We start from the raw sequence: 21,790 nt of genomic DNA, 5'->3' as shown, positions 1-21,790 counted from the left end.
CCCCGGCCCCCCCCCCCCTATTGGCCCCGTCCCGCTACCCCCCCCTCAACACGAAACCCCCCCAAAAATCCGGCGTGGCCGCACCCCCCACCGCGGGGGGGGGGCGGTATATTTCCCCCGCCCCCACGCCCTTGTTCACCACAGTCCTACGCCTGGACGCCGAAATTGTCAGACTGCGGCTTCGCCAGGGGCCCTGGCAAGGATCTCCTCGACGGTCTGTTCGACCGTCAGTTCCGAGGTATCCAGCCACAGTCCGATGCGCGGCGTCTCCCGACGGAGGTACGCGTCGAGCTCGGCCACGCCTTCGTCGCCCGGCCTGTGAGCGACCTTCCCCCGCGCCGCTCGGCGAGCCTCGTCGCGCTCCTGCACCACAGCAGCACTCGGTGCGAGGACCACGACGTAGCACGGCCGGGTCCGGATCGCTGTGACCATGTCAGTCAGGTAGGCGCCGAGCACGATGTCCTGCAGCACCACGTTGAAACCAGCGTCGGCATATCCATCGGCGACCTGAGCTGCGAGCGCGTAGCGGAGGCGAAGTTGGCGAACCGCTTCAGCCGGCGGATCAGAAGGTCCCATCTCCACGCGGCCGTTGACCACCATCCGCCGGAACAGGTCACCACGCACGTGCACGGACTTCTCCAGCTGCTCGGCAAGCAACTGTGCGACCGTGGACTTGCCCGCCGCTTGGATGCCAGTCACCAGGAAGATTGCCACCTCGGAAACCCTTCCATCCCTCACCGCGAGTCCGCCGACGGCTTTCCCGCACGGCCGGAACTCGCAGGTCCTGGATACGCAGGTTTCTGAATGCCGGTCCCACCATGCCACCTGGGCTTGCTCGCGCTCGGGGAGGACGCCAGGCTCGAAGCTGGCGAGCACCACCGGTGATCGCCGCCAAGAAATCGGGGCCGGCGGAGATGTCCGCTCGCGCGGTGGAAGCTCGCCGACCCCGACCGGTTACAGCCCTTGAGAGGCGCTGTGGTGTTGAGTATAGGTCGGAGTAGTCCGGCCGCTCTGAAGCCCTGAGCGGTTCGCCGCCATCGCCGACGAGGAAGGACCGCCGCGGGTGATTCCAGCCGGCGTCGAGCCCGTGAACGCAGCCGGCGTCGCCCGCATCCGCGGCGTCACGCTGGGAACGCTGCGCAACGCGCACGTGCTCAAAAAGCCCGGCTTCCCGAAACCGCTCAATCCTCACCGAGGACGAGACCTCGTGTGGGATCCGGCAGCGATCGAGGCGCACAAGGCTGGGCAGCCCCTTCCCCCACAGCCTGAGGCCTCCGCCGACGATCTCCTCGACGACTTCGAAGCCGCCGCGGTGGTGGGCGTGTCAGTCGACGTGTTCGCCGACCAGGCCAACCGCCTCGGCCTCACGGCACGCAGCATCAACGCGCACAACCTGCGCTACTGGCGACGCGGCGACCTGATCAAACGCTACGAGCGAGCACCCGGGCAGCCTGGAAAGCCGACCGGCGCAAAAGACCTCACACCCAGAAAGAAGCGAACAACGCCGGCCCCGGCAGCAGGGAAGACCGACCAGAGGGCCGCCTCACTGGTCGCTTACCTTGCTGGACTTGACGCCACAGGATCCCCAAGGCCGAACACGACCGAGTTGGCCAGCCGGTGCGGCGTAAGCGTGCGGACCATCCAGCGATGGCTCGTACGCGGCTCGCATAGCGAGTAGGCACGTTCCCGTCCCTCCCGCGTGCCGCTGCAGTGCGGAACCGGTCTTGCTTCGGCTCCGCACTCCAGCTCTGGGGCGCCCGCCTAACGGCAGGCGCAGCCAGCATCGGCGAGCCTCGGAGGCCGCAGAATATCAAGTAATTAACATAATTGAATACCGGCGTCCGGCAGAAGCGCAGTTCAGCCCCGGGTGGGCTTGGGGACCTCACGCACCAGCCGCGAGCTCCAGTCGCACCAGACCAGGCCGGGCAGGAAGGCGCCGCCGGCTTCGTCGAGGTGCTCCTCGACGTAGGGAATGGTGGCGTCGCAGACTTCGATGGCGTTGTCGAAGAAATGCACCGACTCCGGCTGCAGGTGGTAGCTCCAGCGAGGGCTGTAAGGCGCGGTCCGCTTGACGATGCGGCCGATGAGGTGCGGCCGGTCAGTGGTCTCACCAGCCACCAGCTCGCGGGCGTGCTCGATCTCGGCAGGCTCTACCAGCTTGACGATGTACGTCTCCCGGGTGATGTCGGTGACCTCGAAGTAGGCCGGCTCGTCGGCCGAGGCCATGGTCCGGGCACTGGGCACCGAGGCTTGTGCGAGGGCTGCGGGCTGTGCCGCAGCGGCGAGGAAGGCCGCGCCGGCGAGCATGGCGCTGAGCTTGGCGGTGCGCATTCGCATTGGGATTCCGTTCTGTCGCACGACGAGATCATTCGTCGATCGGGAGCGGGCGTGGGGCCTCTGGCGACCCGGAAATGATCTTGCAGCACCCGTCAGGACCCTTACACAGGCGGCAGCGCGCCGACACGACAAGGCAGCCAAGAAACCACCCGTTTGCCACAGAGCGGGCCGGCCCGGTCGACGGCTTCTCGGCCTTGGCGATTCGGCGTCGCACAGCACCAGCTATGGCAGGTCAGCACCAGCAGCAGGCGAGCCGGGCCTGGTGCACAGCCCATTGTCAACGTCCCGCGCGCCCCGGCATGGTGGGCATTTACTGGGCAAATTGCTGGGCGTTTACTGGGCATCAGTGCTTAACTGATGCCATGACCAGCTTCTTCACGCCCAGCGGTGGCCTCAAGTGACCACCGCACCGCGGGCTTCGGGAACGGTCCTGCGTGGTCTGCTGCGGACCGGACTACCGCTGTCCGAGTACTCCTCAGTCGATCCGATCCTGCTCGATCTGCGCGGCGTCGTCGCGCGCGCCGCGTGGCCGGACGACCCCGCCAGCCGACTACGGGCTCTGGACTCGTTGCTGCGTTGGCAGCTCGCCCGCTTCTCCCACCATCGCCTGGCCGTGCCGGCCCGCCTGCTGTTCGGCGCCGCTCCCGATGCCAGAGGTCTGACGCTCACCGAACGACGAGCGAAGGCCGCGGCGTCAGCCGACTATGAGGTCCACCACTTCCGCAAGCGCATTGAACCGGAGATCTGCGACCAACTCGCGGAGATGCTCAACGCCGACAGCGAGGACCTCCGCAGCCGCGCGATCCCGCCGGCCCTGGGCCAGGCCCGAAGGCCCCTGCGGCTGCCGGCCGACGTGTTCGCTTGGGAGGCCGCCGAGCACGAGCAGGCGCTGTCCTTGCTGTGGTCCGGCATCTACGCGCTACGGGCCGCACTGTTGGCCGCGGCCGTGGCCACCGGAACCGGCGGCCCAGACTCCGAGCAGGCGGCCGACGCTGCCCGCACCGCGTTGTGGCGGCTGGCCCAGACGCTGAGTGCAGCCGCCACGTACGTGGCGGCATACGGTCCGAGCGTTCTGGGGGCAGATCCGCCGACCGAACCAGGCGAACTGGCGCTGCTGGCCGGCTGGTACCCGGTCGTCAGCGACGAGCTCGCCACCGCGTTGACGGCGGCATCTTCCCAGTCCGAACGGCCCGAGCAGTTCTGGGCAGCCATCGAAACCAGCTCTGCCGCCGTCGCAGCGAACCTCTGGTGCACCGAACTGGCCGCATCCGCGGCCCCCGCCGAAGAAGGAGGATCCTGATGGACCTGGCCGCACTGATCGACGCATCCGGGCCACCTCGCCGTTACGTGATCACCGGCGGGCCGTCCGCCGGCAAGGAAGCCGTGCTCAACGAGTTCGCCGAACGCGCGATCCCGGCCACCGAGGGCGAGCCGGCCCGTGAGATCTACCGCGCACACCGCGAGCGCCTGGGCCGTCACCTTCAGGTCGGCGACCGCCGGGAGTACTCCCGTGAAGTGCTGGCCGCGTTCGTGCAGGAATACGCCGCCCACAAGCACGGCCTGCGCTTCTACAACCGCGGCATCCCGGACGGCTACGGCTGGGACGCCTTCTTCGGCCTGTCTCCATACCCGGAACTGGAGGAGGCCGCCAGAATCTACCGCTACGACGCCGTGTTCGTCCTGGACCCCCTGGACTCCTTCACTGCCGAGGACGACCTGGTGTTCGCCCAGGACCGGGAGATCCGCCGCGTCCACGAACTGATCGTCCAGGGCTACTACGACACCGGCTACCGCCCGATCTTCATCCCGGCCGACGACCCCGCCAAGCGCGTCGACCAGATCCTCGCCAACGTGTCCGCACCCACCGCCTAGCAGCGCAGGAGAACGCTCGTGGCCCTCGAACAGACCGTGGAGATCGTCAGCCCGAACAACGTCCTGGCCAACGCGATGCTGCGCAGCATCGACATGATCCGGCCCCGCCTGCAGGCATCCCGTCCCGAGCGCGTCGCATTCTGCGTCGGCACCCAGATCAACGGCGCCCCGCACCTGGGCACCTCCCTGGTGCAGACCGCGGCGTTCCTGCTGGCCAAGGCCGCCAAGCGCACCTTCAACGTTGATGCGATAGTCCGCTTCGGCGCGCTCGACAACGCTCCCTACGACGTCGTGCTGGACCCTGAGACCCACCACGCCTACCAGCAGACCTACCACCACGCCCTCGGCGCGGCCGCCGTAGACGGCTTGATCGAGCAGTACTACCGAGCGTTCTTCGACTCCCTGGCCGACGCCACCGGCGTCGACTACGAGGTCGAGACCTACACCACCCAGCAGGCCGAGCCGGCGTTCCGATACGAGTTCCTGGCGACCCTGGGTCACCTGGAGACGATCCGTTGGCCGCTGGCTCCGTCTCACGGCCAGGTCCACCTGCGCTTCCCTTGTCCGACGTGCGGCTGGGCAGAGAAGCGGGCCGAACGCACCCGCCTGGTCACCGCCGGCTCCGGCGGCGCCGACTTCGCCGCGGTCTGCACCGACCACGGCGACTACAAGGTGACCATCACACCGGACAGCCGCGCCTACCTGGACCTGGCCACGCTGTACCGGAACCTCGTCAAGGAACGCGTCGCCGCCCGGGACGGCGTGACGCTCTCGGTAATGATCAAGGGCGGCGACTGGGCCTTCGGCTGCCAACTCGTCGACGAAGCCTTCACCCAGCTGCCCGGCCTCACTCCCCCGCCGCGCGTCTACACCCCCATGGTGCTGACCGACACCGGCGCCAAACTGTCCAAGTCCCTGATCCGGGAGGGCCGGATGGCTCCCCCACCGGGTGCCCGAGACTGGATGCTGGACGCGACCGCCTGGACCGGCGCCGTCGACGACTACGTCGATGCCATGGTCTGGTTGGTGGGTCGGATGCTGTCGGACCCGAAACACTTCTACCGCTCATACACGACCCTGGAGATCGACCGCCTCATGAACGCCCGCCCCAACACCGAGACCGGCGTGCGCGCCCGCGAGATGAACCTCTACCGCCGCTACTTCGACCTGGTCGCCTCCGGCCGCAAAACCATCGAGGTCCGAGTCCAGTACCCCAACCTGCGCAGCCTGGCCGCCGGCGACCACATCCGCTTCATCTGCGGCACCGACGACGCCCTGACCCGCGTCAAGCGCGTCGCCCGCTACACCTCCTTCGAGCAGATGCTCGACACCGAGGGACCCGCACGGGTCAACCCCGACAGCCCGCGCGAGCAGCAGCTCGCCAACATCCGCCGGATCTACGGCCCGGAGAAGGAAGCCCTCGGCGTCCTGGCCATCGAGATCGAACTCGTCTGACAGAGGCCGGGGTCAACACCGATATCGGTTAGTACGGCAGTCGGACGTTGCGACGTGTCGTGAGCTCAGGGTCCGTGGGATATGTCGGCGCGCGGGTAGAGGTGCCGCAGGAGCCTTCGCTGAATGGCGTGCTCTGCCTGGCGGCGCCAGGGACCGGGCAGAGCAGGCAAGCGGATTCCCGGCTACCCCGCGGGGCAGATCGCCCCGGCCGCTACGGCTACCGCTGTGAATACCAGCCCGCTCGGCCGAGGGCTGGCGATATCTACCAGTTCGCCGACCACCGGCATGCTGCTGCTCTCCGTCGTGGATTCGGCCGTGGAGATCGCGCCCGCGACCCAGCCCAGCTTCCCCACGCGGCAAGTCGCTGTAGGCTCGCCGTACCACTAGGCGAGTTCCTTAGCCAGGAAAACGCGGCTCGTACCTGGTGGATCGCAGGGGACTTCGCCAAATGACGTCCAGCCCTGCTTCCGGTAGAAATCCGGAGCCTGGAAGCTGATCGTGTAAAGGACGGCGGTGCGGCAGCCGCGAGCGCGGGCCTCGTCCTCGGCCCGCCGGAGGATCTCTGTCCCCAGGCCTTCGCCACGTAGTTCGGGCGGCAGGAAGAAAAGGTCGATGAAGAAGAGACCGAGCGAGGTGCGTCCAGTCAGTCCGCCGATCACCTGGCTCGTACCGGGGTCGTAGACCAGGACGGCCAGCGGATTGCGGTCGTCGATGCCGGTGGCCTCGAGGTTGAAGTGGTCCAGGGCATCGGAGATCGTCGCGGTCTGCGCAGGTGTGGGAGCATCCGTGACGATCAGTTCCACCATAGTTTCCTCCAGCATGTGAGTGGGCGGCGCGGCCTTCAACCACGCGGCGCACTTGAACGCTACGGCCGGAACACTTCGATGAGCGTCGAAGAAACGTCGGCGACAATGAGACATGGACAGACAGCACGAAGCCCGGGACGTGGGCGTAGACCTGGCGGCCGTGGCGCGGCTGCTGGCCGACGGGACACGGGCCGCCTTCTGTCTGGCCCTGCTCGACGGCCGCGCTTGGACCGCGACCGAACTGGCCCGCTACGCCGGGGTCTCGGCATCGACCGCGACCTCCCATCTGAACCTGCTCGTGGGTGGCGGGCTCCTCGTCGAGGAGCGGCACGGACGCCATCGCTACCTGCGGATCACCGACCGCACGGTGATGGAGCTGATCGAGAGCCTCGCCGAGTTGGCCCCGCGGCGGCCGGTCCGACCGCGTTCACTGACCGCCGCCACCGGTAACCAGGCGCTGCTCCATGCCCGGTTGTGCTACGACCACCTCGCCGGAACGGTCGCTTTGGCTATCACCGACGCGATGGTGGAACGCGGGCTGCTCGACTGGGGCCCCGAGCCGGGACTGACCGACGCGGGCGCGGCCTGGCTCGCCGACGTCGGCGTCCCCCTACCGAGCTCGTCGCGTCGACCGCTGGTGCGCGCCTGTCTGGACTGGACCGAGCGCCGCCCCCACCTGGCCGGGGCGGTCGGGTCCGCCCTCTGTGCCCACGCGTTGGCCTCGGGCTGGGTCAAACGCGTCGGCACGACCCGCGCCCTCACGGTGACCTCGATCGGCCGGCAGGCCCTCCACGACCATCTCGACCTGCCGCTGACCGATCTCTGATCGCCTCAGCGCACCGCGGCCTCAGCCTTGCTTCACCACTGTGCGCTCCGGCGCCCTAGCGTTAGCCCACGTGAACAGATTGAGCTATATTTTCACCAACACACCTTTTGCAGACAATCTGAGTATGGCCCGCTACGCGGGACACACCGAGGCACGAAGGCGGTGATCCGGTCATGATGACCATCCACAAGATCACCGCTGGAGACGGCTATACCTACCTGACCAGGCAGGTAGCCGCTGGAGACAGCAATCCTGTGCGAGGCAAATCGGCGACGGAGTACTACACCGCTACCGGCAACCCGCCGGGCACATGGATGGGGTCCGGGCTGCAGAGCCTGGGTCTGTCCGGCCAGATCTCCGAGGAGCAGATGACTGCGCTGTTCGGGCAGGGCCTGCACCCGAACGCCACCGCCATCACGGCGGCTTATCAGCGCGAGCACGTCACGGCCGACATGTCGGAACGGCAGCTCAAGAAGGTCAACGAGCAGGCGCAGAAGGCTGCCAGCCTCGGGCGTCCCTTCCCTCAGTACCAGGACCTCGGCCCCTTCGACGAGCGGGTATCCGCCAGGTTGGCCGCGATCCAGGACGAGGTCGGCCGCGCACCGACAGCCGCGGAGGAGAAGAAGGTCCGGCGGGAGGAAGCTCGGCGCCAGCGGCGCGCCGTCGCGGGGTTCGACCTCGTGTTCACGCCTGTGTCTTCCGTCTCCAGGCTCTGGGGTCTCGATCCCCGCCCGTGGGTCCGCCAAGCGATCGAACAGGCTCACTACGCGGCCCGAGACGCTGCCCTGAAGCTCCTCGAAGAGCACGCCGCGCACACCCGCACCGGCTCATCCGGTCAGGCGCAGATCGAGACGTACGGGCTGATCGCCGCTGTCTTCGACCATGCGGACAACCGATTGGGAGAACCGAACCTGCACTCCCACGTAGCCGTCTCCAGCAAGGTTCTAGGGGCCAACGGGAAGTGGCAGGCACTCGACGCCCGCGGCATATGCCGCATGACGGTGGCAGCCTCCGAGCTCTACAACACCGTGCTGGAGAACGAGCTACACGCCCGCCTCGGGCTCGAATTCGAGGCCCGATCAGACACCTTGGGTAAGCAGGAGCCGGTTCGGGAGATCAGGGGATTCCCGTCGAAAGTGCTGTCCCACTTCACCCGCCGTCGATCCGATATCGAAGTCGAGTACCAGCATCTGGTGGCGCAGTTCAGGGCGACGCACGGACGTGATCCTTCACTGCCCGCGGCGCACGAACTCGCCCAACAGGCCACGTTGGCGACCCGCAAGGGCAAGAAGCCGCCACGAGCGTGGGCCTTGATGCGGGACGAGTGGCGCGACGACCTGATCGCGACCTTCGGGGCGGATGCTCTCTCGTGGGTGAGTGCCGTGGTCCCCACGCCCGGAAGGCGCAGCCCGCGCCCGATCACGAGCGCCAAGCTGGATGTGCCCGGTGTCGCCGCCCGAGTGGTTGCCCAGGTCCAGGAGCACCACGCGACGTGGACCCGTTGGAGCGTTCTCGCTCAAGCGCACCGAGAGCTGCGCGGAACGCGTTTCACGACGCCGGCCGAACAGGAGAAGGCCGTCTCGGCGGTCGTCAACGCGGCGCTGTCCTCGTGGTCGATCTCCACCGAACCGCCGGCCCTGGTGGCCGAGCCGGCGGAGCTACGCCGCTCAGACGGGTCGTCAGTGTTCACCCAGCACGGCGCTGAACGGTTCACCAGCCAGGCGGTTCTGGACGCCGAGGCCAGGCTGGTCGACGCCGCCGGCTACCAGACCGCGGTCGGGGTGGACGGGCAGAGCATCGACCGCATGCTGGCCGATCAAGAACAGCGAACGGGCAGCAACCTCGACCCTGGACAGCGGGCGCTGGTGAAGGCGTTCGCGTGCGATGGACGCCTCCTGCTGGCTGGAATCGGCCCGGCCGGAGCCGGCAAGACCACCGCCATGAAGGCCCTGACCACCGCGATCAGCACCGCAGGAACAGGGCGCCTCGTGCCGCTGGCGACCTCCGCGTCAGCGGCCGGAGTACTGGCCGCCGAGCTGGGGACCGGAGCCGAGAACCTGCACAAGTTCCTCTGGGAGTGGATGAAAGGAGACCACGCCAAGTCCTTAGCCAGCGGACGGACGGTGCCGCCGGAGATGGAGTTCTTCGCCCTGAATCCGGGCGACGTCGTCCTGGTCGACGAGGCCGGCATGGCCGGCACCTTGAACCTCGATCGACTCGTGGCCATCGCAGCCGAGCGCGGTGCAGTCGTACGTCTGCTGGGCGACTACCGACAGCTCGGCGCCGTCGAATCCGGCGGAGCCCTCCGGCTCATCGCCAACGAGTCCGGGGCCGTGGAGCTCTCAACTCTCTACCGCTTCTCGAACCCGGCCGAGGCCGAGGCAACGCTCAAGATCCGCGTCGGCGACACCGCCGGACTCGACTTCTACCAAGACGCCGACCGGATCCAACACGGGTCGCGACAGAACATGACCGAGCAGGCCTACGCCGGCTGGAAGACAGACATGCTCTCCGGACGCAAGGCCCTCATGGTCGCAGCCACCAACGCGGATGTCACCGAGCTGTGCGCCCGAGCACGTGCCGACCGAGTCACCGCGGGGCAGGTCGAAGCCGACGGCGTTCGACTGCACGACGGCAACCTCGCGGGAGCGCGCGACCTGATCATCACCCGTGACAACGACCGCCGACTCCGCTCCGGAACCCGCGACTTCGTAAAGAACGGCGACGCCTGGGAAGTACTCGAACGCCATCCGAACGGCGCCCTCACCGTCCAGCACCTCGAACACCACGGACGTGTGCTGCTCCCGCCCAAGTACGTCGCGGCCAACGTCGAACTGCTCTACGCCGCCACCGCCCACCGCGCCCAGGGCTCGACAGTAGACGCCTGCCACGCCCTGATCACCGAGGAGATGGGACGGGAGAACTTCTACGTCATCGCCTCCCGGGCCCGCCACGGAACCACGCTCTACGTCGCCACCCACGAGCTCGCGAGCCTGGATGAAGACGAGCACGTGGACGCCGTGAAGTTCGACGCGGACGCCTACGCTGCCCGCGAAATCCTCGAGCACGTAGTGGCCCGCGAGACCGCCGAGCTATCGGCGACCGAGCAGATCCGAGCCTCGTTCGACGAAGCCGGATCGCTGTGCAGCCTCGTACCTCGGTACGACCACGCGCTCGACGTCGCCACCGACTCCCACTACCGGCAGACAGTCGAAGCGGTGCTACCGGACCTGGCCTCGGAGATCATCGGCGATTCCGCGTGGCACGCAGTCCTCCGGGCTCTCCGCGACGCCGACGCTGCCGGGTGGGACGTCCCGGAGCTGCTCCGCTGCACAACTCGCGGCCGCGAGTTGGCCACTGCAGACTCGATGGCTCAGGTCATCTCCTGGCGTCTGCGCCGAGTCATCGATGCGGAGCCGACGCCACTGCCCGGCGACGCCGAGATCCGCTACCGCTCCATCCTGGCCGGTCTCGATCCCGACCTGGCAGCCGACGCCGCTCTGACTCCGCTGCCAACTGTCCCGACAGCCCGCATGCGCACCGACGAAAACAACGCGCATTCATACGAACGAGCCGTGTACGAGGCCCTCGGAACAGCCCGTGCGAACTCTGCTCGCAGGGAGGGCACGTGGGCGGCGCTGCTTCTTGCCCTGCGGCGAGTCGACACTCTTGGGCTAGACCCCACCGAGGTCCTGGAAAGCGTGATCGACCGCAGAACCCTCGGATCCGGAGCTCCGGTCTGCCAACCCCTCGCCCTGGCCGTCCACCGCCACCTTGACGCGCGGGCAACCGGCGCCGCCAACGACTCACGTGCGATATGGCACCGGGTCACGCGTGCCCTAACCCAGCTCGAACTGGCCGGCACCGAGCCCAGTGCTGCTTTGGCCGACGCCCTTGACCACGTCCGAACACGCCCCCTCGGCGCCACGCCCATCGCCTTGGCCGAACAGCTGCAATCGGCTGCACACGACATCGATGGCGCGTTCCTGCCCACCTGGCTCCGCTCAGCACGACCGATTACCGCCCCGCACTGGCGGTCGTACCTCGACGCACGAGCCGAACTGATAGGCCGGCGCGTCGAACAGCTGGCGCAGACTGCCGCATCCGAACGGCCCGCGTGGACCGAACGCTTCGCCACAGAGCCCGCCGACCCGGCGGGGCGCGAAGCCTGGCTGAGCCACCTCTCGACCGTAGCCGCCTACCGCGACCAGTACCGGGTCGTCGACGACGATCCGGACCAGCCGCTCGGTCCGTACCCCGAAAGCGGACGAGTCGGCAATCGGGCCTATTGGATCGCCGCCGCATCCGTCCTGGCCCTACGCGGAGCCGGCCCGAACCCTGACCCGAGCTGGGGACGCCTGGCCGCCGACCGCTACCGGACCCTGGACATCGAGGAGCAGCACCGCATCGCCGACGACCTTGCCAAACGACTCGGCCGAGACTGGCTGGGCAGCAAGCGCGAGCCGGCAGCCGACGCGGATCAGCGCATCTATCACCAGGACCTCGCCGCCATCCTCGTCGAAAGAGGGCATCTCGACCTCTCTAAGCCCAGCTCCGGCAAGCGCGTTCCGAGGACGCCCAGTGCCCGTGGGCACGCCAAACAGCGCCTCGGCCGCACGGGGCAGGCAGCTCCGCGGCCTACGACCAAAATCCGTCAGGTCGAACCTCCAAATCGCACGTCGGAAATCCGATCTTCGCCCCCGCCCCGACCACCTCAGGACCAGCCACAGGGACCGCGGCCAGGACCGTGAGCCTTGGAGCTCGTGGCGACGTAGACACCACGCTGCGGTCCTGCACCGCAGCAGGACCGTAATCAAGGCGGCGACAATCGCCGTCTGAGCTGGCAGCCGCCCCACCAGAGGCCGGGAACACGACGTTCGGCCCGAGCTGCGACGACGCTCCTGCGGGCCTGTCGAAGACCTCCACCTCGGTGTAAACGCGGCCCTCAGGCGTGTGCATCTTTTCCCTTGTGGGGTAACCGAGCTGCTCCAGCCCCTGCGCAGCGCGGACACCACACGTTCCCAAGAAGCCACACCCATGATCGCAGGCCTACGCCACTTACTTACGCTGGTGTGTCCCCAACAGCATTCAACGCCAGCTCCCAGGGGAACGTCTCCAGCCGACCGCCACCGGTCCCTGCCGGATGTGGCACGAACCCACCGTCGCCGACGAGCACCGTGACACCCTCCTCCCTCAGGGACTCCACCGATCGTCCGAACACCCGGTTTGCCGCGAGGGCGGCGTTGACGAAGGGCAGCACGGCGATCGGGATGCCGGATGGCGTCAGCTCCGCCAGCAACCCCAGGGCGTGCGTATCCGCGATGCCCGCCGCCCACTTGTTGATCGTGTTATATGTCGCAGGCGCCACGATCACCGCGTCAGCCGTCGGTAGCTTCCCGGGCTCTCCCGGCTGCCGGTATCGGGCCCGAATCGGGTGGCCTGTCAGCGCTTCCAACCTGGGCACGTCGAGGAAGTCCATCGCGCTCGGGGTCGGGGCCAGCCACACATCCCACCCGCCGGCCTGCGCCAGCGTCACCAGCCGGTTGACCATCGGTGCAGGACCTGCCGCGCAAGGGATCACATAGAGGACTCGGGTCACGCTTGTACTCCAGCACGACGGGCGAGAGCACGCAGCTCGGCACTCGGGCTGCGGCTCGGGGCGTTGACCAGACTAGCGATCAGCGTCTTGCTCCCGGGCCGACACCTCGCCTCTTCCGGCGCGATCCGCTCGGCGGCCAACAACACAGCCTCCGCCTCGGCGTAGCGGCCGAGTTGGTGGTAGGCCAACGCGAGATCGATGCTGAACGTCCCGCGTCGCTCGCGAGGCAGCAGCGCCAGAGCGGCGCGGTCGATTCCGTCTGCGTGCTGCACTGCCTCGTCTGGACGACCGAGACGGACCAGGGCCGACACCCAGTGCAGGTCGACGTTGGTCGGCCCGAACGCTGTCTCTTTGTCGCTCGCGCCGGCCGCAAAGCGCCGCCGCGCGACTTCACTCGCTTCATCGTGCATCGCCAACGCCGTGTGCACGTCACCGTACTTCGCTGCCGCGATCTCCGCCGCGAGCAGCACCATGCCGTACATCGCCGCAACTTCGAGAGTCGACGTGGCCACCTCTGGCTGCATCCGCGCAGCCATAGCCAACAGAGCGTCCAACGCGGCCTCGGTCCTCCCGAGGTTGGTCATCGCGCGCGACACCGAGCGAGTAGCGCGGGCAAGGGTGTACAGGTCGTCCGTGGCCTGGGCGGCGATCATCGCCCGGTCCGCGGCCAGCCACGCGGTCTGATCCGCCCCGAGTTTCAGCAAGGTCGAGCTCGCGATCCGGTACACCTTGACGAGTACCCGGATGGACTCGGCGCCTGGCTGTTCCTTCGCCGCACGTTGCGCCTCGATCAGCAGCTTGGGCAGGTCCCGGCCGATACTGGAGAACCGCGAGGCCAGGAAGGCTTCGTCGAGAAAGTTGACCCTCTTGGTGAGGTCAGCTGGCCGGGGATGCTCAAGAGCATCGACTGGTGCTCCGAGTATCACCTCGTAGTGCTCCAAGGCGCCGGTGATCGCGGCGATCTCTGCCGCGTCCGGGGCGCGGGTCGCCCGCTCGGCTTCCACCGGATCGGTGAGAGCTTGGACGGTCACCCCGAGTGCCTGTGCGACGCGCTCCAACAGCGGCAGGCGGGTGAGCTCACGCTGGCCGTTCTCGATGGCCTTGACCCAGGACGGCGACCGATCGACGCGGGAAGCGAATGTTGCCCGGTCGAGTCCGCGTCGTATGCGCCAGTACCTGACCCGCTCACCGGTGCGGTTGGTCATCGGGGTTCCCGTCACGCCAAGTAATGCTGCCGTGCATCCAGCGTATCAATGGACACATTTTGTAGCCGCCGGACCACCCGCGCCGTCCTAGCTTCAGGTCGAGCAGTCCTCTGATATGCAAAGGAGTGTCGCCGTGAGCGATCCCGTCCAAGAGCCCGGCTATGCACCGGGCGTCTCCCTCAGGAGACCCAAACTGTCAGTTCGGGTTGTACCTGCGGTTTGCGGTTTCGGGGTGTTGGCGGGTGCGGCATTCCAGCAGCTACCTTGCGGTGCTCGGCCTAGCCGCGACCCTGACCTTCGATGCCGGCGAGTACTTCCCGGCCGACCAGGAGACGCGCCGCGATCAGAGCGAGTGGCACGGTTATCACCGGGGCCTGCAGACCACGTTGGCCTGCCTGATCATGCACGAAACCGGCAGCAATCCACAGCGAGCGGCGTCGCAGGTTGCCGAGCACACCGAGACCCTCATCCGCTGCCGGTGGACCAGCCAACCTGGTCCGGGCGGTGAGTGAGCGTGGAGACCTGGTCAAGGAAGTTCATCGGCCGGCCCGAGTGCCTGGCAGACGTCCGCCGCTTCATCCTCGCCGTCTTAGGCGACTGCGACACCACGCACATCGTGACGCTGGTCGCCGACGAGTTGGCCGGCAACGCCATCAAGCACACAGCCAGCGGCGGACCCGGAGGGAAGTTCGTCCTGCGGCTGGCCCGGTTCAGCGACCGGTGCCGGGTGTGGGTCGATGACCAGGGCGGGCCCTCCACCCCCTCGGTCCGCACCGCGCAAGACGACGAAGAAGCCGGGCGCGGCCTAACCATCGTCACCATGCTCTCGGCCTGCTGGGGCGCGGCCGGCGACAAGCGTGGCCGCTCGGTGTGGGCCGAGATCACCTTTGACGAGGTCATGACGATACCCCGGCCCCCGGACCCGGTCGCTGGCCTCCCCCATGAGTTGAGCGCCATACGAAAGGTCGGCATGACGACGGACGGTTGGACGCGTTGATGGCGCTGCACGTTGATTACACGGCCGAGCGGGCCTTCACGCGGATCGTCGGCGGCCTGCGGTCCGCCCGCCTAGCCGCCGGGCTGTCCCAGAATGGGCTCGCTTGTGGCATGCCATTTCGGGGCCGGGCCATCTCCGAATGGGAGACCGGGGCCGTAGAGCCGACGCTGGGGCACTTGATCCAGTGGTCGCACGAGCTCGGCCGGCGGCTGGTGATCATCGGCCGGGACGGCGAACTGCGCATAGGCCCGGTGCGCCAGCGCCCCGGCGAGACCTTCGAGATCTTCGAGCGGCGACGGTTGGCGGTACCGCTGCGCAACCGCCGCCTGGCCTTGGGGATGGGACAGGGGGAACTCGGCGCCCTGGTGGGCGTCAGCCGGGACTCGATCCAGCGCTGGGAACTGGCCCGGGTACCCCCGCGGCCGATCGCGCACGTGGTGTGGGCGCAGAAACTCGGCTACTCGCTGGATCTCCTGGCCGTCCCCAACGGAGTCCGACGCGTCCGGCGCGCCGGCTTCGCACTACCCGGAGTGCTGGCGTCCACTATCAATCGTCCGGGCTCGTGAGTCTGATAGCTACAGATATTGCCCACATGACGGCGTCAAATGAGGACTCAGAACGGACATGGGTTCTAAGTGCTCTACGATGGTTCTACGCTAGTGGGATTTACGCGCCGCATGTGGAGGGCTCGGATGCGATCCGGCATTACCGATGGGGCTATTGGTGACGCTGAAAGTCAATAGAGCGGCGAACCACGTCCTCGTGCAGATCGTTGGCGAGCTAACGCTAGTCCGTCGAAGGGCCAGGATCTCTCAAGCTGCGTTGGCATCCCGAGTCGGGGTTCGTGGAAAAACGATCTCCGAGTGGGAGAACCTACGGCTGGGACCCACCTTGGTGAACCTGACGCGCTGGTCAGGTGGGCTTGATCGACGCCTAGTGATCGTCGGCCCGGATTACGAGGTGCTGTCGCCCGAACCTCCCTCGTTGCTGCCGAATGAATCAAGAGACGCTTTCGATCTGCGGCGACTCGCTGGGCCGTTGAAGAGTCGCCGCAAGGCTCTGGGGCTGAACCAAAAGGAGGTCGGCCGATTCGTAGGCGTCAGCGGGTCGGCGATCTCATATTGGGAGCTGACTCGCATTCCTCCGCGACCGATTGCGCAGATCGTCTGGGCGCAGAAGTTAGGATGCTCTGTTGCCTTGCGGCCCCAATGGTTTGGTACAGCGTGAGACGATCCGGCAAAATGCAGTGACTGAAGGCCTACTCACGATCCTTGCCCGGGATCAGCGGAACAACACTAGGCGAAGCCAGCCGCGAAGCCGCTTGACCCGCAACCAAGTTCGGTAGGGCGACGCTCTCCTACGCCAACGCAGGCGTCACGCAGTCGATCGACAGGCCTCGCAATGCAGCACGCGCCTTTGCGACACCACGGGCAAGCACCTGGTTCTCCGGTGAGCGCTGAGCCACAGCAGGCCCGTTCTCCCCGCAAGAATGGCACAGGCCAGCGGAAGGCACCGGAACCCCACACCCGTCACATTCCATGCGTGCTGGGGCTACGCATCGTTCAGGGGGCATCTTCGCGACCAAGCGCGTCTCGATGAACCGCGCCGGGTGGTACACCCCGCCTCGCGGCAAGCCAGAGGTCAGTGAACCGGCGATGTGCAGCTCCGAGGCACCGCGGCGCCGCCACTCGGTCACCAGGGGCGCGAGCCGGAGTACGTCGATCCATCCCAAAGCCAGCCGAGGCTCGGCTCGCAATGCGCGGGCGAGCAGCTCGGCGCTTGCCCTCGTCTCCTCGTCGCAGTCCCCTTCCCGCCCGGGATCCGCGTCATCCGGCGCCGACGCCGGGTGGGTGGGTTCTTCACCCCGTTCCTTCACGGGGTGATCGCCGTCTGGGCTGGCAACCGCCCCACCGAAGTCCGGGAACCCGACGTTCGGCCCGAGCTGCGACGACGCTCCCCCAGGCCTGTCGAAGACCTCTACGTCGGTGTAGATATGCCCCTCAGGTGTGCGCTTCTTGGTCCTCGCGAGATACCCGAGCTTCTCCAGCTCGCGCATGGCGGACGCCACACGTTCCCGCCCCTCCGGCGTCCGCTCCGCGAGCGTCCGGATGTCGTCGCGCTTACCGTCCGGCTGGGACAGCAGATAAGCGAGGATGCCGCGAGCACAGAAACTCAAGCGGCTGTCTCTCAGAACTTCATTGCCCAAAGTGGTGAAAAAACGTACGCGCGCGCTACGATGGATACGCATTCGGGAGCCCTAGCCTTACTCCTGGTGCCACGCCCCGGCGGTGTTCGTAGCACCGGCCGGGGTACTTGCTTCTCAGCTGCCGAAGATATACCCGCAGCAGCGCCTCACGTGCGGCATCCCACATCCCTACCAGGAAGCACGCTGAGATTTCACACGATCGCGTGAAGGCGCTTCAGGTCTGCCGGCGCACGCCGAACGGAACGCCGCGAAGGCAAGTCGAGACCAAGTGTCAGCGGCCCGCCAAGACCTCGTCCTTCGCGACCGCAAGCGCAGCATGCACTTGGGCCCAAGGGAAGGTTGCGGCCCCTGGCCGGCCCGAAGCAGGCAGCGGGAGCGCCGCACGATCAAGCACGAAGCGCACGCCGAATTCGGCAAGCAGCTCGACGCTGCGAGGAAAAGCCGGATGCTTGACAAGCTCCTGGTTCGGCCAAGGCGCCAAGATGACCGGCTTCCCCATGCCGATGGCCTCATTGATCAAGCCGAGCGCCAACGTGTCGGAGATGCCCCCGGCCACCTTGTTGACGGTGTTGAAGGTCGCCGGCGCGACCACGAAGGCGTCCGCATCCGGTAGTACGTCTGCCTCATTAGGATTCTTATAATCATCACGGACAGGGTGCCCGGTCATCTCTCGCAGCCGGTCGGCGTCAAGAAACCGCATTCCCATCCGAGTCCCGACCACACAGACTTCCCATCCTTCACCCTGCGCATGTCTTACGAGATCCGGCATGGACTCCGACGGATAGCCACCGCAACCGATCGCGTAGAGAACGGGCTTTATAGGCAAGACAGCATCCTTCCAACCGCACGGCCGCAGAAAAACAGGGCACGAGGGTTCCGGAACGACCGTCGCGCACCGTAGCATCGATACCACTTTCCGTTAATCATGCCCCGGGTGGTGTCCGATGCCGTCGTCCGAAAAGCGTAGCGCCGCCCCGCTCACTACTGGCGAACGTGTGGAGTGGCACCGGAAAAGGCGCGGCATGCCTCGCAAGGCACTGGCTGAGCTGGTCGGGCGATCCGAGGAATGGCTGCGGCTTCTCGAGGTCGAGGGACGCGGCGCCGAGCGGCTCTCCAACTTGATCGAAATCGCCCGCGCTCTGGGCATGAGCGACGCCTCGATGCTCGTCGGATTCGACCTCCGCCCGCTGCGCACAACCGGAGTGCCCGAGCATCCCGCGGTCCCCCAGGTGCGCCTTGCCTTGAGCCTCGCCCTCCTCGCGCCGGTCGCCGACGGCCCACAGTGCACCGTGGACTCACTGCAGGAACGGATTCACCACGCCTGGGCCGGATGGCGGGTATCGCGAGCGCAATACGCAGCTCTTGGCGCCGTGCTACCGGACCTGCTCACCGACGCAGTCATGGCAGCGCGCTCGGCAACAGGTATTGAGCATCGAGAAATGCACAAGCTGCTCACCCACGTCTACCTACTGGCGCAACGATTCGCATTCTGCGCAGGCGCAGCGTCCCTCGCCACACGGTGCACAGACCGCGCACTCCTGGCAGCCACCGAGGCCGACGAACCCGAGCTCGTGGCACTCGCGGGCTGGGCCTCCGCCATGACCTCGCTCGCCGCCGGCGAACCGAGTGAGGCCGTGGAGATCGCCCTGTGTGCGAGGCAGCACATTGCCCGAGCAAGCACCCCGCGCGAGGCCGCTCTGTGTGGCTCCCTGCTGCTCTTCGCCGCCATTGGTTCCGCACGCGCCTGTCGCACCGCCGATGCGTGGAGGTACTGGGACGAAGCAGCCGGCATCGCACAGCGACAACACGGCTACCAGCACCCGCACACACAATTCAACAGCGCGAACGTCGCGGTCTACGGCGTGGCCCTGGACGTCGAGACCGGTCACGCGAACGTGGCCACGGACAGAGCCGCCCGCCTCGATCCGAGCGAGATCCCGTCGACGAACCGCCGCGCCCAGCACTTCATCGACCTGGCGCGCAGCCACCAGCAGGCCGGCAACACCGCGCAGGTACTTCCGGCGCTGCTCGCCTCCGTCGCAGAGTCCCGAGAGACCATCGTCTACAGCACAGATGCCCGCGACCTGGTCCTGGCCCTGGTCCGCGCGTGCAGGCCAGGCCAGGCACCACAGCTGGCCCAGCTGGCTCAACTACTCGACATCGCCTAGGCCGTGTTGGGAATTGAAGTAGCCTCTTGAGATGCCGAGCGGGATACGTAGTCGGTTCGATCTGACCGATGCCGAGTGGGAGCGTCTGGCCGTGTTGATCCCGGTCCCGGAGCTGGGCCGCAGGTCATGGCAGCTGCGGGCCCAGTTCAACGGGATCATGTGGCGGTTCCGGTGTGGGTCGCCTTGGCGGGACGTCCCGGAGCGGTACGGCAACTGGAATACGATCTACGACCGTTTCAGCACGTGGCGGGATGACGGCACGTGGGCTCGGCTTCTTGAGGCGGTGCTGGCCGATGCGCAGGGGCGCGGGCAGATCGACTGGCGGGTTGTGTCGGTGGATTCCACGACGAACCGGGCGCACCAGCATGCCGCCGGAGCGGTGTTCGAGCAGACCACGCTGGAGGCGTTCGAGGAATCGCTGGCCGAGGTCGGCGGCAAAAAAGGGGCGGTGGGCGAGGACGAACTGCCTCTAAGTCAGGCGGAGCTGGCGTACGGGCTGAAGGAGGCGATCCGGCTGTTGTCGGATCCGCCGCCGCCCCCGTTTCGGCCGGTGATCCGCAGGAAGAGGCGCGTCGTGCGGCGCGTCGGCGGCGCAAGGCCCGTCTTGCCGCCGCCGACCTCGGACGGTCCCGAGGCGGGCTGACCACCAAGGTCCATCTGTCGGCCGATGGCCGGTGCAGGCCGCTGTCGCTGAAGGTCACCGCGGGCCAGCGCGGGGACAGCCCGGAGTTCGAAGCCGTGCTGGACAAGATCGCGGTGCGGGACCCGCGCGGCGGCCCGGCCCGCTGCCGACCGGGCGCGGTGCTGGCCGACAAGGCGTATTCCTCGAAAGCGAACCGGGCCTACCTGCGCCGTCGCGGGATCAAGGCAGTGATCCCGGAGAAGACCGACCAGGCCGCCGCCCGCAAGCGCAAAGGCTCCAAGGGCGGCAGACCGGTCGGTCACGACGCTGAACTGTATAAAGAGCGGAACACGGTCGAGCGCTGCTTTGGCAAGCTCAAACAGTGGCGCGGTATCGCCACCCGCGCCGACAAGCTCAGCGAAAGCTACGAGGCCGGGCTGCTACTGGCCAGCGTCATGATCTGGATACGCAGCACCTGACACATTCCCCAACACGGCCTAGTGCCGACGATCGGATTCCGGGTCAGATTAGAGCGCGGGGCGGGAACATCGCAGTGAGATTGGGAAGCCGCGCCGCTGAGGCGGCGTCGTCTGATGTGTCCCAGTACTCCCCGCGAGGACGGCGTGCGAGGTTGTCGCCGGCCAATTGAGCCTTCACCGCGGCGTAGAAGGCGCCGGCGCACTCGTCCTCTCCGGTGACCCGACCGTAAGCGTCGATCGCGACGTAGGCCAGCGACTCCCACTCGGGCCATTCGAGGTCGCAGTTCCAGGTACGGAAGTGCCGACCCGCCAGCCGCTGGACCTCAGGAAGCGCAGACAACGAGTCGGGGTCGGCGACTGCCATATCAAAGGCGCCGCGGCCACACCCGATCAGCCACCGGCGGAAATACTCGAAGCTGTCGTCTGAAAGCCATCCGCCGAAGATCCGCTTGGCAGCTCCGACTAGGTCCCAGGAGTAGGCGCGATCGGACGCTCGATCCAGATGGACGCCGACCGCAACGATGTCGGACGCGGATAGCATCGCCAGTTGCTCCTGCAGGAACGCCTGCCGGGCGATCCTGCCCGGTCCGAAGTCCAGGCTGTCCGAGATGAGCCGCCAGTACGCATCGGTGTCCATGGCCGGAGACTCTTCCAGCAACCGGTGACGGATAGCTCCGACGCTCCGAAGGCAGCTGAGATCGGAGAGGCTGCAAGCCACCTTTCGCTACACCATGCGGTTTGCGCACCTTGTCCCTGCATGATCTTTTACGCATCGGAGCACAGACCACCCAACACTTTGTTGGATCGACCCAGGTAGGGCGCTCTTACCGTCGACGTCGGGATGCGGCACACCACCAGCCGCGAATCCCAACGCTCGACGAACGACGGAGGAGCGGATGCAGACGACGCTTCTGGCACTGACTCTCTGGTGCTACGGCTACTACCCCACTCCCTCGGTCACCCGCGGACGTCATGCCGCCCGGACGCCGTCAAAGGTGTGGCTCGTCTGCGCCGCACCGCTGTTGGCGGGGGCGCTCCTTGTCGGTCGCGCCGGCACACAGTCCGCCAGCGACGGCCGCCACCGCATCTCGGAACACCGGCCACGCCGGGCTGGGCCAACACCGGCACCAAGGCACGCTTCCGTGGCCCGCGGTCACAACCCCGCGTTCTGGCACCACCAACACATCAAGTCTCGGGCTTCGCGATCAAGGATGGGTG

19 protein-coding genes and 1 pseudogene are annotated in these 21,790 nt (G+C 67.2%); 12 read left to right on the top strand and 8 right to left on the bottom strand.

Features of this window, described 5'->3' with window-relative positions:
• Positions 1–168: 168 nt before the first annotated feature.
• Positions 169–708 carry an AAA family ATPase gene (locus tag ABH926_RS36135; RefSeq protein WP_370370449.1) on the bottom strand — a complete coding sequence of 180 codons (540 nt, stop codon included), beginning with the start codon at positions 706–708 and terminating at the stop codon, positions 169–171.
• Between the two features lie 355 nt (positions 709–1,063).
• Between ABH926_RS36135 and ABH926_RS36130 the strand changes: the two genes are divergently transcribed.
• Entirely contained in the window at positions 1,064–1,678 is a 615-nt protein-coding gene (locus tag ABH926_RS36130) for a hypothetical protein (RefSeq protein WP_370370440.1), read from the top strand.
• Positions 1,679–1,857: 179 nt separating this feature from the next.
• On the opposite strand, the gene ABH926_RS36125 is transcribed toward ABH926_RS36130, so the two are convergent.
• The gene (locus ABH926_RS36125; protein ID WP_370361410.1) at positions 1,858–2,337 is read right to left on the bottom strand and encodes a calmodulin-binding protein; all 480 of its coding nucleotides are present in this window, start codon (positions 2,335–2,337) and stop codon (positions 1,858–1,860) included.
• Between the two features lie 397 nt (positions 2,338–2,734).
• On the opposite strand from ABH926_RS36125, the gene ABH926_RS36120 reads away from it, so the two are divergent.
• The 3 genes from ABH926_RS36120 to ABH926_RS36110 all read left to right on the top strand — a co-directional run bounded on the left by ABH926_RS36120 (position 2,735) and on the right by ABH926_RS36110 (position 5,664).
• Positions 2,735–3,637: a hypothetical protein gene (locus ABH926_RS36120; protein WP_370370439.1), complete on the top strand. Its 903-nt coding sequence runs from the start codon at positions 2,735–2,737 to the stop codon at positions 3,635–3,637.
• Entirely contained in the window at positions 3,637–4,209 is a 573-nt protein-coding gene (locus tag ABH926_RS36115; RefSeq protein ID WP_370370438.1) for an AAA family ATPase, read from the top strand. Before ABH926_RS36120 ends, ABH926_RS36115 begins: the two co-directional genes overlap by 1 nt.
• A 1,095-nt stretch (positions 4,210–5,304) precedes the next feature.
• Entirely contained in the window at positions 5,305–5,664 is a 360-nt protein-coding gene (locus ABH926_RS36110; protein WP_370347869.1) for an ASCH domain-containing protein, read from the top strand.
• A 383-nt stretch (positions 5,665–6,047) separates the two neighbouring features.
• Here ABH926_RS36110 and ABH926_RS36105 read toward each other — a convergent pair whose 3' ends face one another.
• Positions 6,048–6,470, bottom strand: coding sequence for a GNAT family N-acetyltransferase (locus ABH926_RS36105; RefSeq protein ID WP_370370437.1), 423 nt, complete (start codon positions 6,468–6,470; stop codon positions 6,048–6,050).
• Between the two features lie 112 nt (positions 6,471–6,582).
• Here ABH926_RS36105 and ABH926_RS36100 point away from each other — a divergent pair, with 112 nt between their 5' ends.
• On the top strand, positions 6,583–7,296 hold the full coding sequence (locus tag ABH926_RS36100) for an ArsR/SmtB family transcription factor (RefSeq protein WP_370361414.1): 714 nt from the start codon (positions 6,583–6,585) through the stop codon (positions 7,294–7,296).
• A gap of 173 nt (positions 7,297–7,469) precedes the next feature.
• Positions 7,470–12,047, top strand: coding sequence for a MobF family relaxase (gene mobF / locus ABH926_RS36095; RefSeq protein ID WP_370370436.1), 4,578 nt, complete (start codon positions 7,470–7,472; stop codon positions 12,045–12,047).
• Between the two features lie 311 nt (positions 12,048–12,358).
• On the opposite strand, the gene ABH926_RS36090 is transcribed toward mobF, so the two are convergent.
• Together ABH926_RS36090 and ABH926_RS36085 are read right to left on the bottom strand one after the other, a co-directional pair.
• Positions 12,359–12,895 (bottom strand): flavoprotein, encoded by a 537-nt coding sequence (locus ABH926_RS36090; RefSeq protein ID WP_370347844.1) that lies wholly within the window; start codon positions 12,893–12,895, stop codon positions 12,359–12,361.
• Positions 12,892–14,100 (bottom strand): helix-turn-helix domain-containing protein, encoded by a 1,209-nt coding sequence (locus ABH926_RS36085; RefSeq protein WP_370370435.1) that lies wholly within the window; start codon positions 14,098–14,100, stop codon positions 12,892–12,894. The genes ABH926_RS36090 and ABH926_RS36085 overlap by 4 nt, the downstream gene beginning before the upstream one ends.
• A gap of 242 nt (positions 14,101–14,342) precedes the next feature.
• Here ABH926_RS36085 and ABH926_RS36080 point away from each other — a divergent pair, with 242 nt between their 5' ends.
• The 4 genes from ABH926_RS36080 (at position 14,343) to ABH926_RS36065 (ending at position 16,324) form a co-directional block, all read left to right on the top strand.
• Complete coding sequence (locus ABH926_RS36080) at positions 14,343–14,612, top strand: hypothetical protein (protein ID WP_370347848.1); 270 nt, start codon at positions 14,343–14,345, stop codon at positions 14,610–14,612.
• Positions 14,609–15,097 carry an ATP-binding protein gene (locus ABH926_RS36075; RefSeq protein ID WP_370370434.1) on the top strand — a complete coding sequence of 163 codons (489 nt, stop codon included), beginning with the start codon at positions 14,609–14,611 and terminating at the stop codon, positions 15,095–15,097. Before ABH926_RS36080 ends, ABH926_RS36075 begins: the two co-directional genes overlap by 4 nt.
• Entirely contained in the window at positions 15,097–15,663 is a 567-nt protein-coding gene (locus tag ABH926_RS36070; protein WP_370347853.1) for a helix-turn-helix domain-containing protein, read from the top strand. Before ABH926_RS36075 ends, ABH926_RS36070 begins: the two co-directional genes overlap by 1 nt.
• A gap of 145 nt (positions 15,664–15,808) precedes the next feature.
• Positions 15,809–16,324, top strand: coding sequence for a helix-turn-helix domain-containing protein (locus ABH926_RS36065; RefSeq protein ID WP_370347855.1), 516 nt, complete (start codon positions 15,809–15,811; stop codon positions 16,322–16,324).
• Positions 16,325–16,454: 130 nt separating this feature from the next.
• On the opposite strand, the gene ABH926_RS36060 is transcribed toward ABH926_RS36065, so the two are convergent.
• Together ABH926_RS36060 and ABH926_RS36055 are read right to left on the bottom strand one after the other, a co-directional pair.
• Positions 16,455–17,345, bottom strand: coding sequence for a helix-turn-helix domain-containing protein (locus ABH926_RS36060; protein ID WP_370347857.1), 891 nt, complete (start codon positions 17,343–17,345; stop codon positions 16,455–16,457).
• 229 nt (positions 17,346–17,574) lie between these two features.
• Positions 17,575–18,129: a flavoprotein gene (locus ABH926_RS36055; RefSeq protein WP_370347859.1), complete on the bottom strand. Its 555-nt coding sequence runs from the start codon at positions 18,127–18,129 to the stop codon at positions 17,575–17,577.
• A 196-nt stretch (positions 18,130–18,325) separates the two neighbouring features.
• On the opposite strand from ABH926_RS36055, the gene ABH926_RS36050 reads away from it, so the two are divergent.
• Together ABH926_RS36050 and ABH926_RS36045 are read left to right on the top strand one after the other, a co-directional pair.
• Positions 18,326–19,471 carry a hypothetical protein gene (locus ABH926_RS36050; RefSeq protein ID WP_370370433.1) on the top strand — a complete coding sequence of 382 codons (1,146 nt, stop codon included), beginning with the start codon at positions 18,326–18,328 and terminating at the stop codon, positions 19,469–19,471.
• 31 nt (positions 19,472–19,502) lie between these two features.
• Positions 19,503–20,572 (top strand): annotated as a pseudogene (locus ABH926_RS36045) (IS5 family transposase).
• 43 nt (positions 20,573–20,615) lie between these two features.
• On the opposite strand, the gene ABH926_RS36040 reads toward ABH926_RS36045, so the two are convergent.
• Complete coding sequence (locus ABH926_RS36040) at positions 20,616–21,209, bottom strand: DUF4240 domain-containing protein (RefSeq protein WP_370370432.1); 594 nt, start codon at positions 21,207–21,209, stop codon at positions 20,616–20,618.
• Between the last annotated feature and the right edge of the window lie 581 nt (positions 21,210–21,790).

This window comes from Catenulispora sp. GP43 (assembly GCF_041260665.1).
GTDB lineage: Bacteria > Actinomycetota > Actinomycetes > Streptomycetales > Catenulisporaceae > Catenulispora.
Note: the sequence above shows the minus strand (reverse complement) of the source record. Positions and strands in the feature narration are given on the sequence as shown.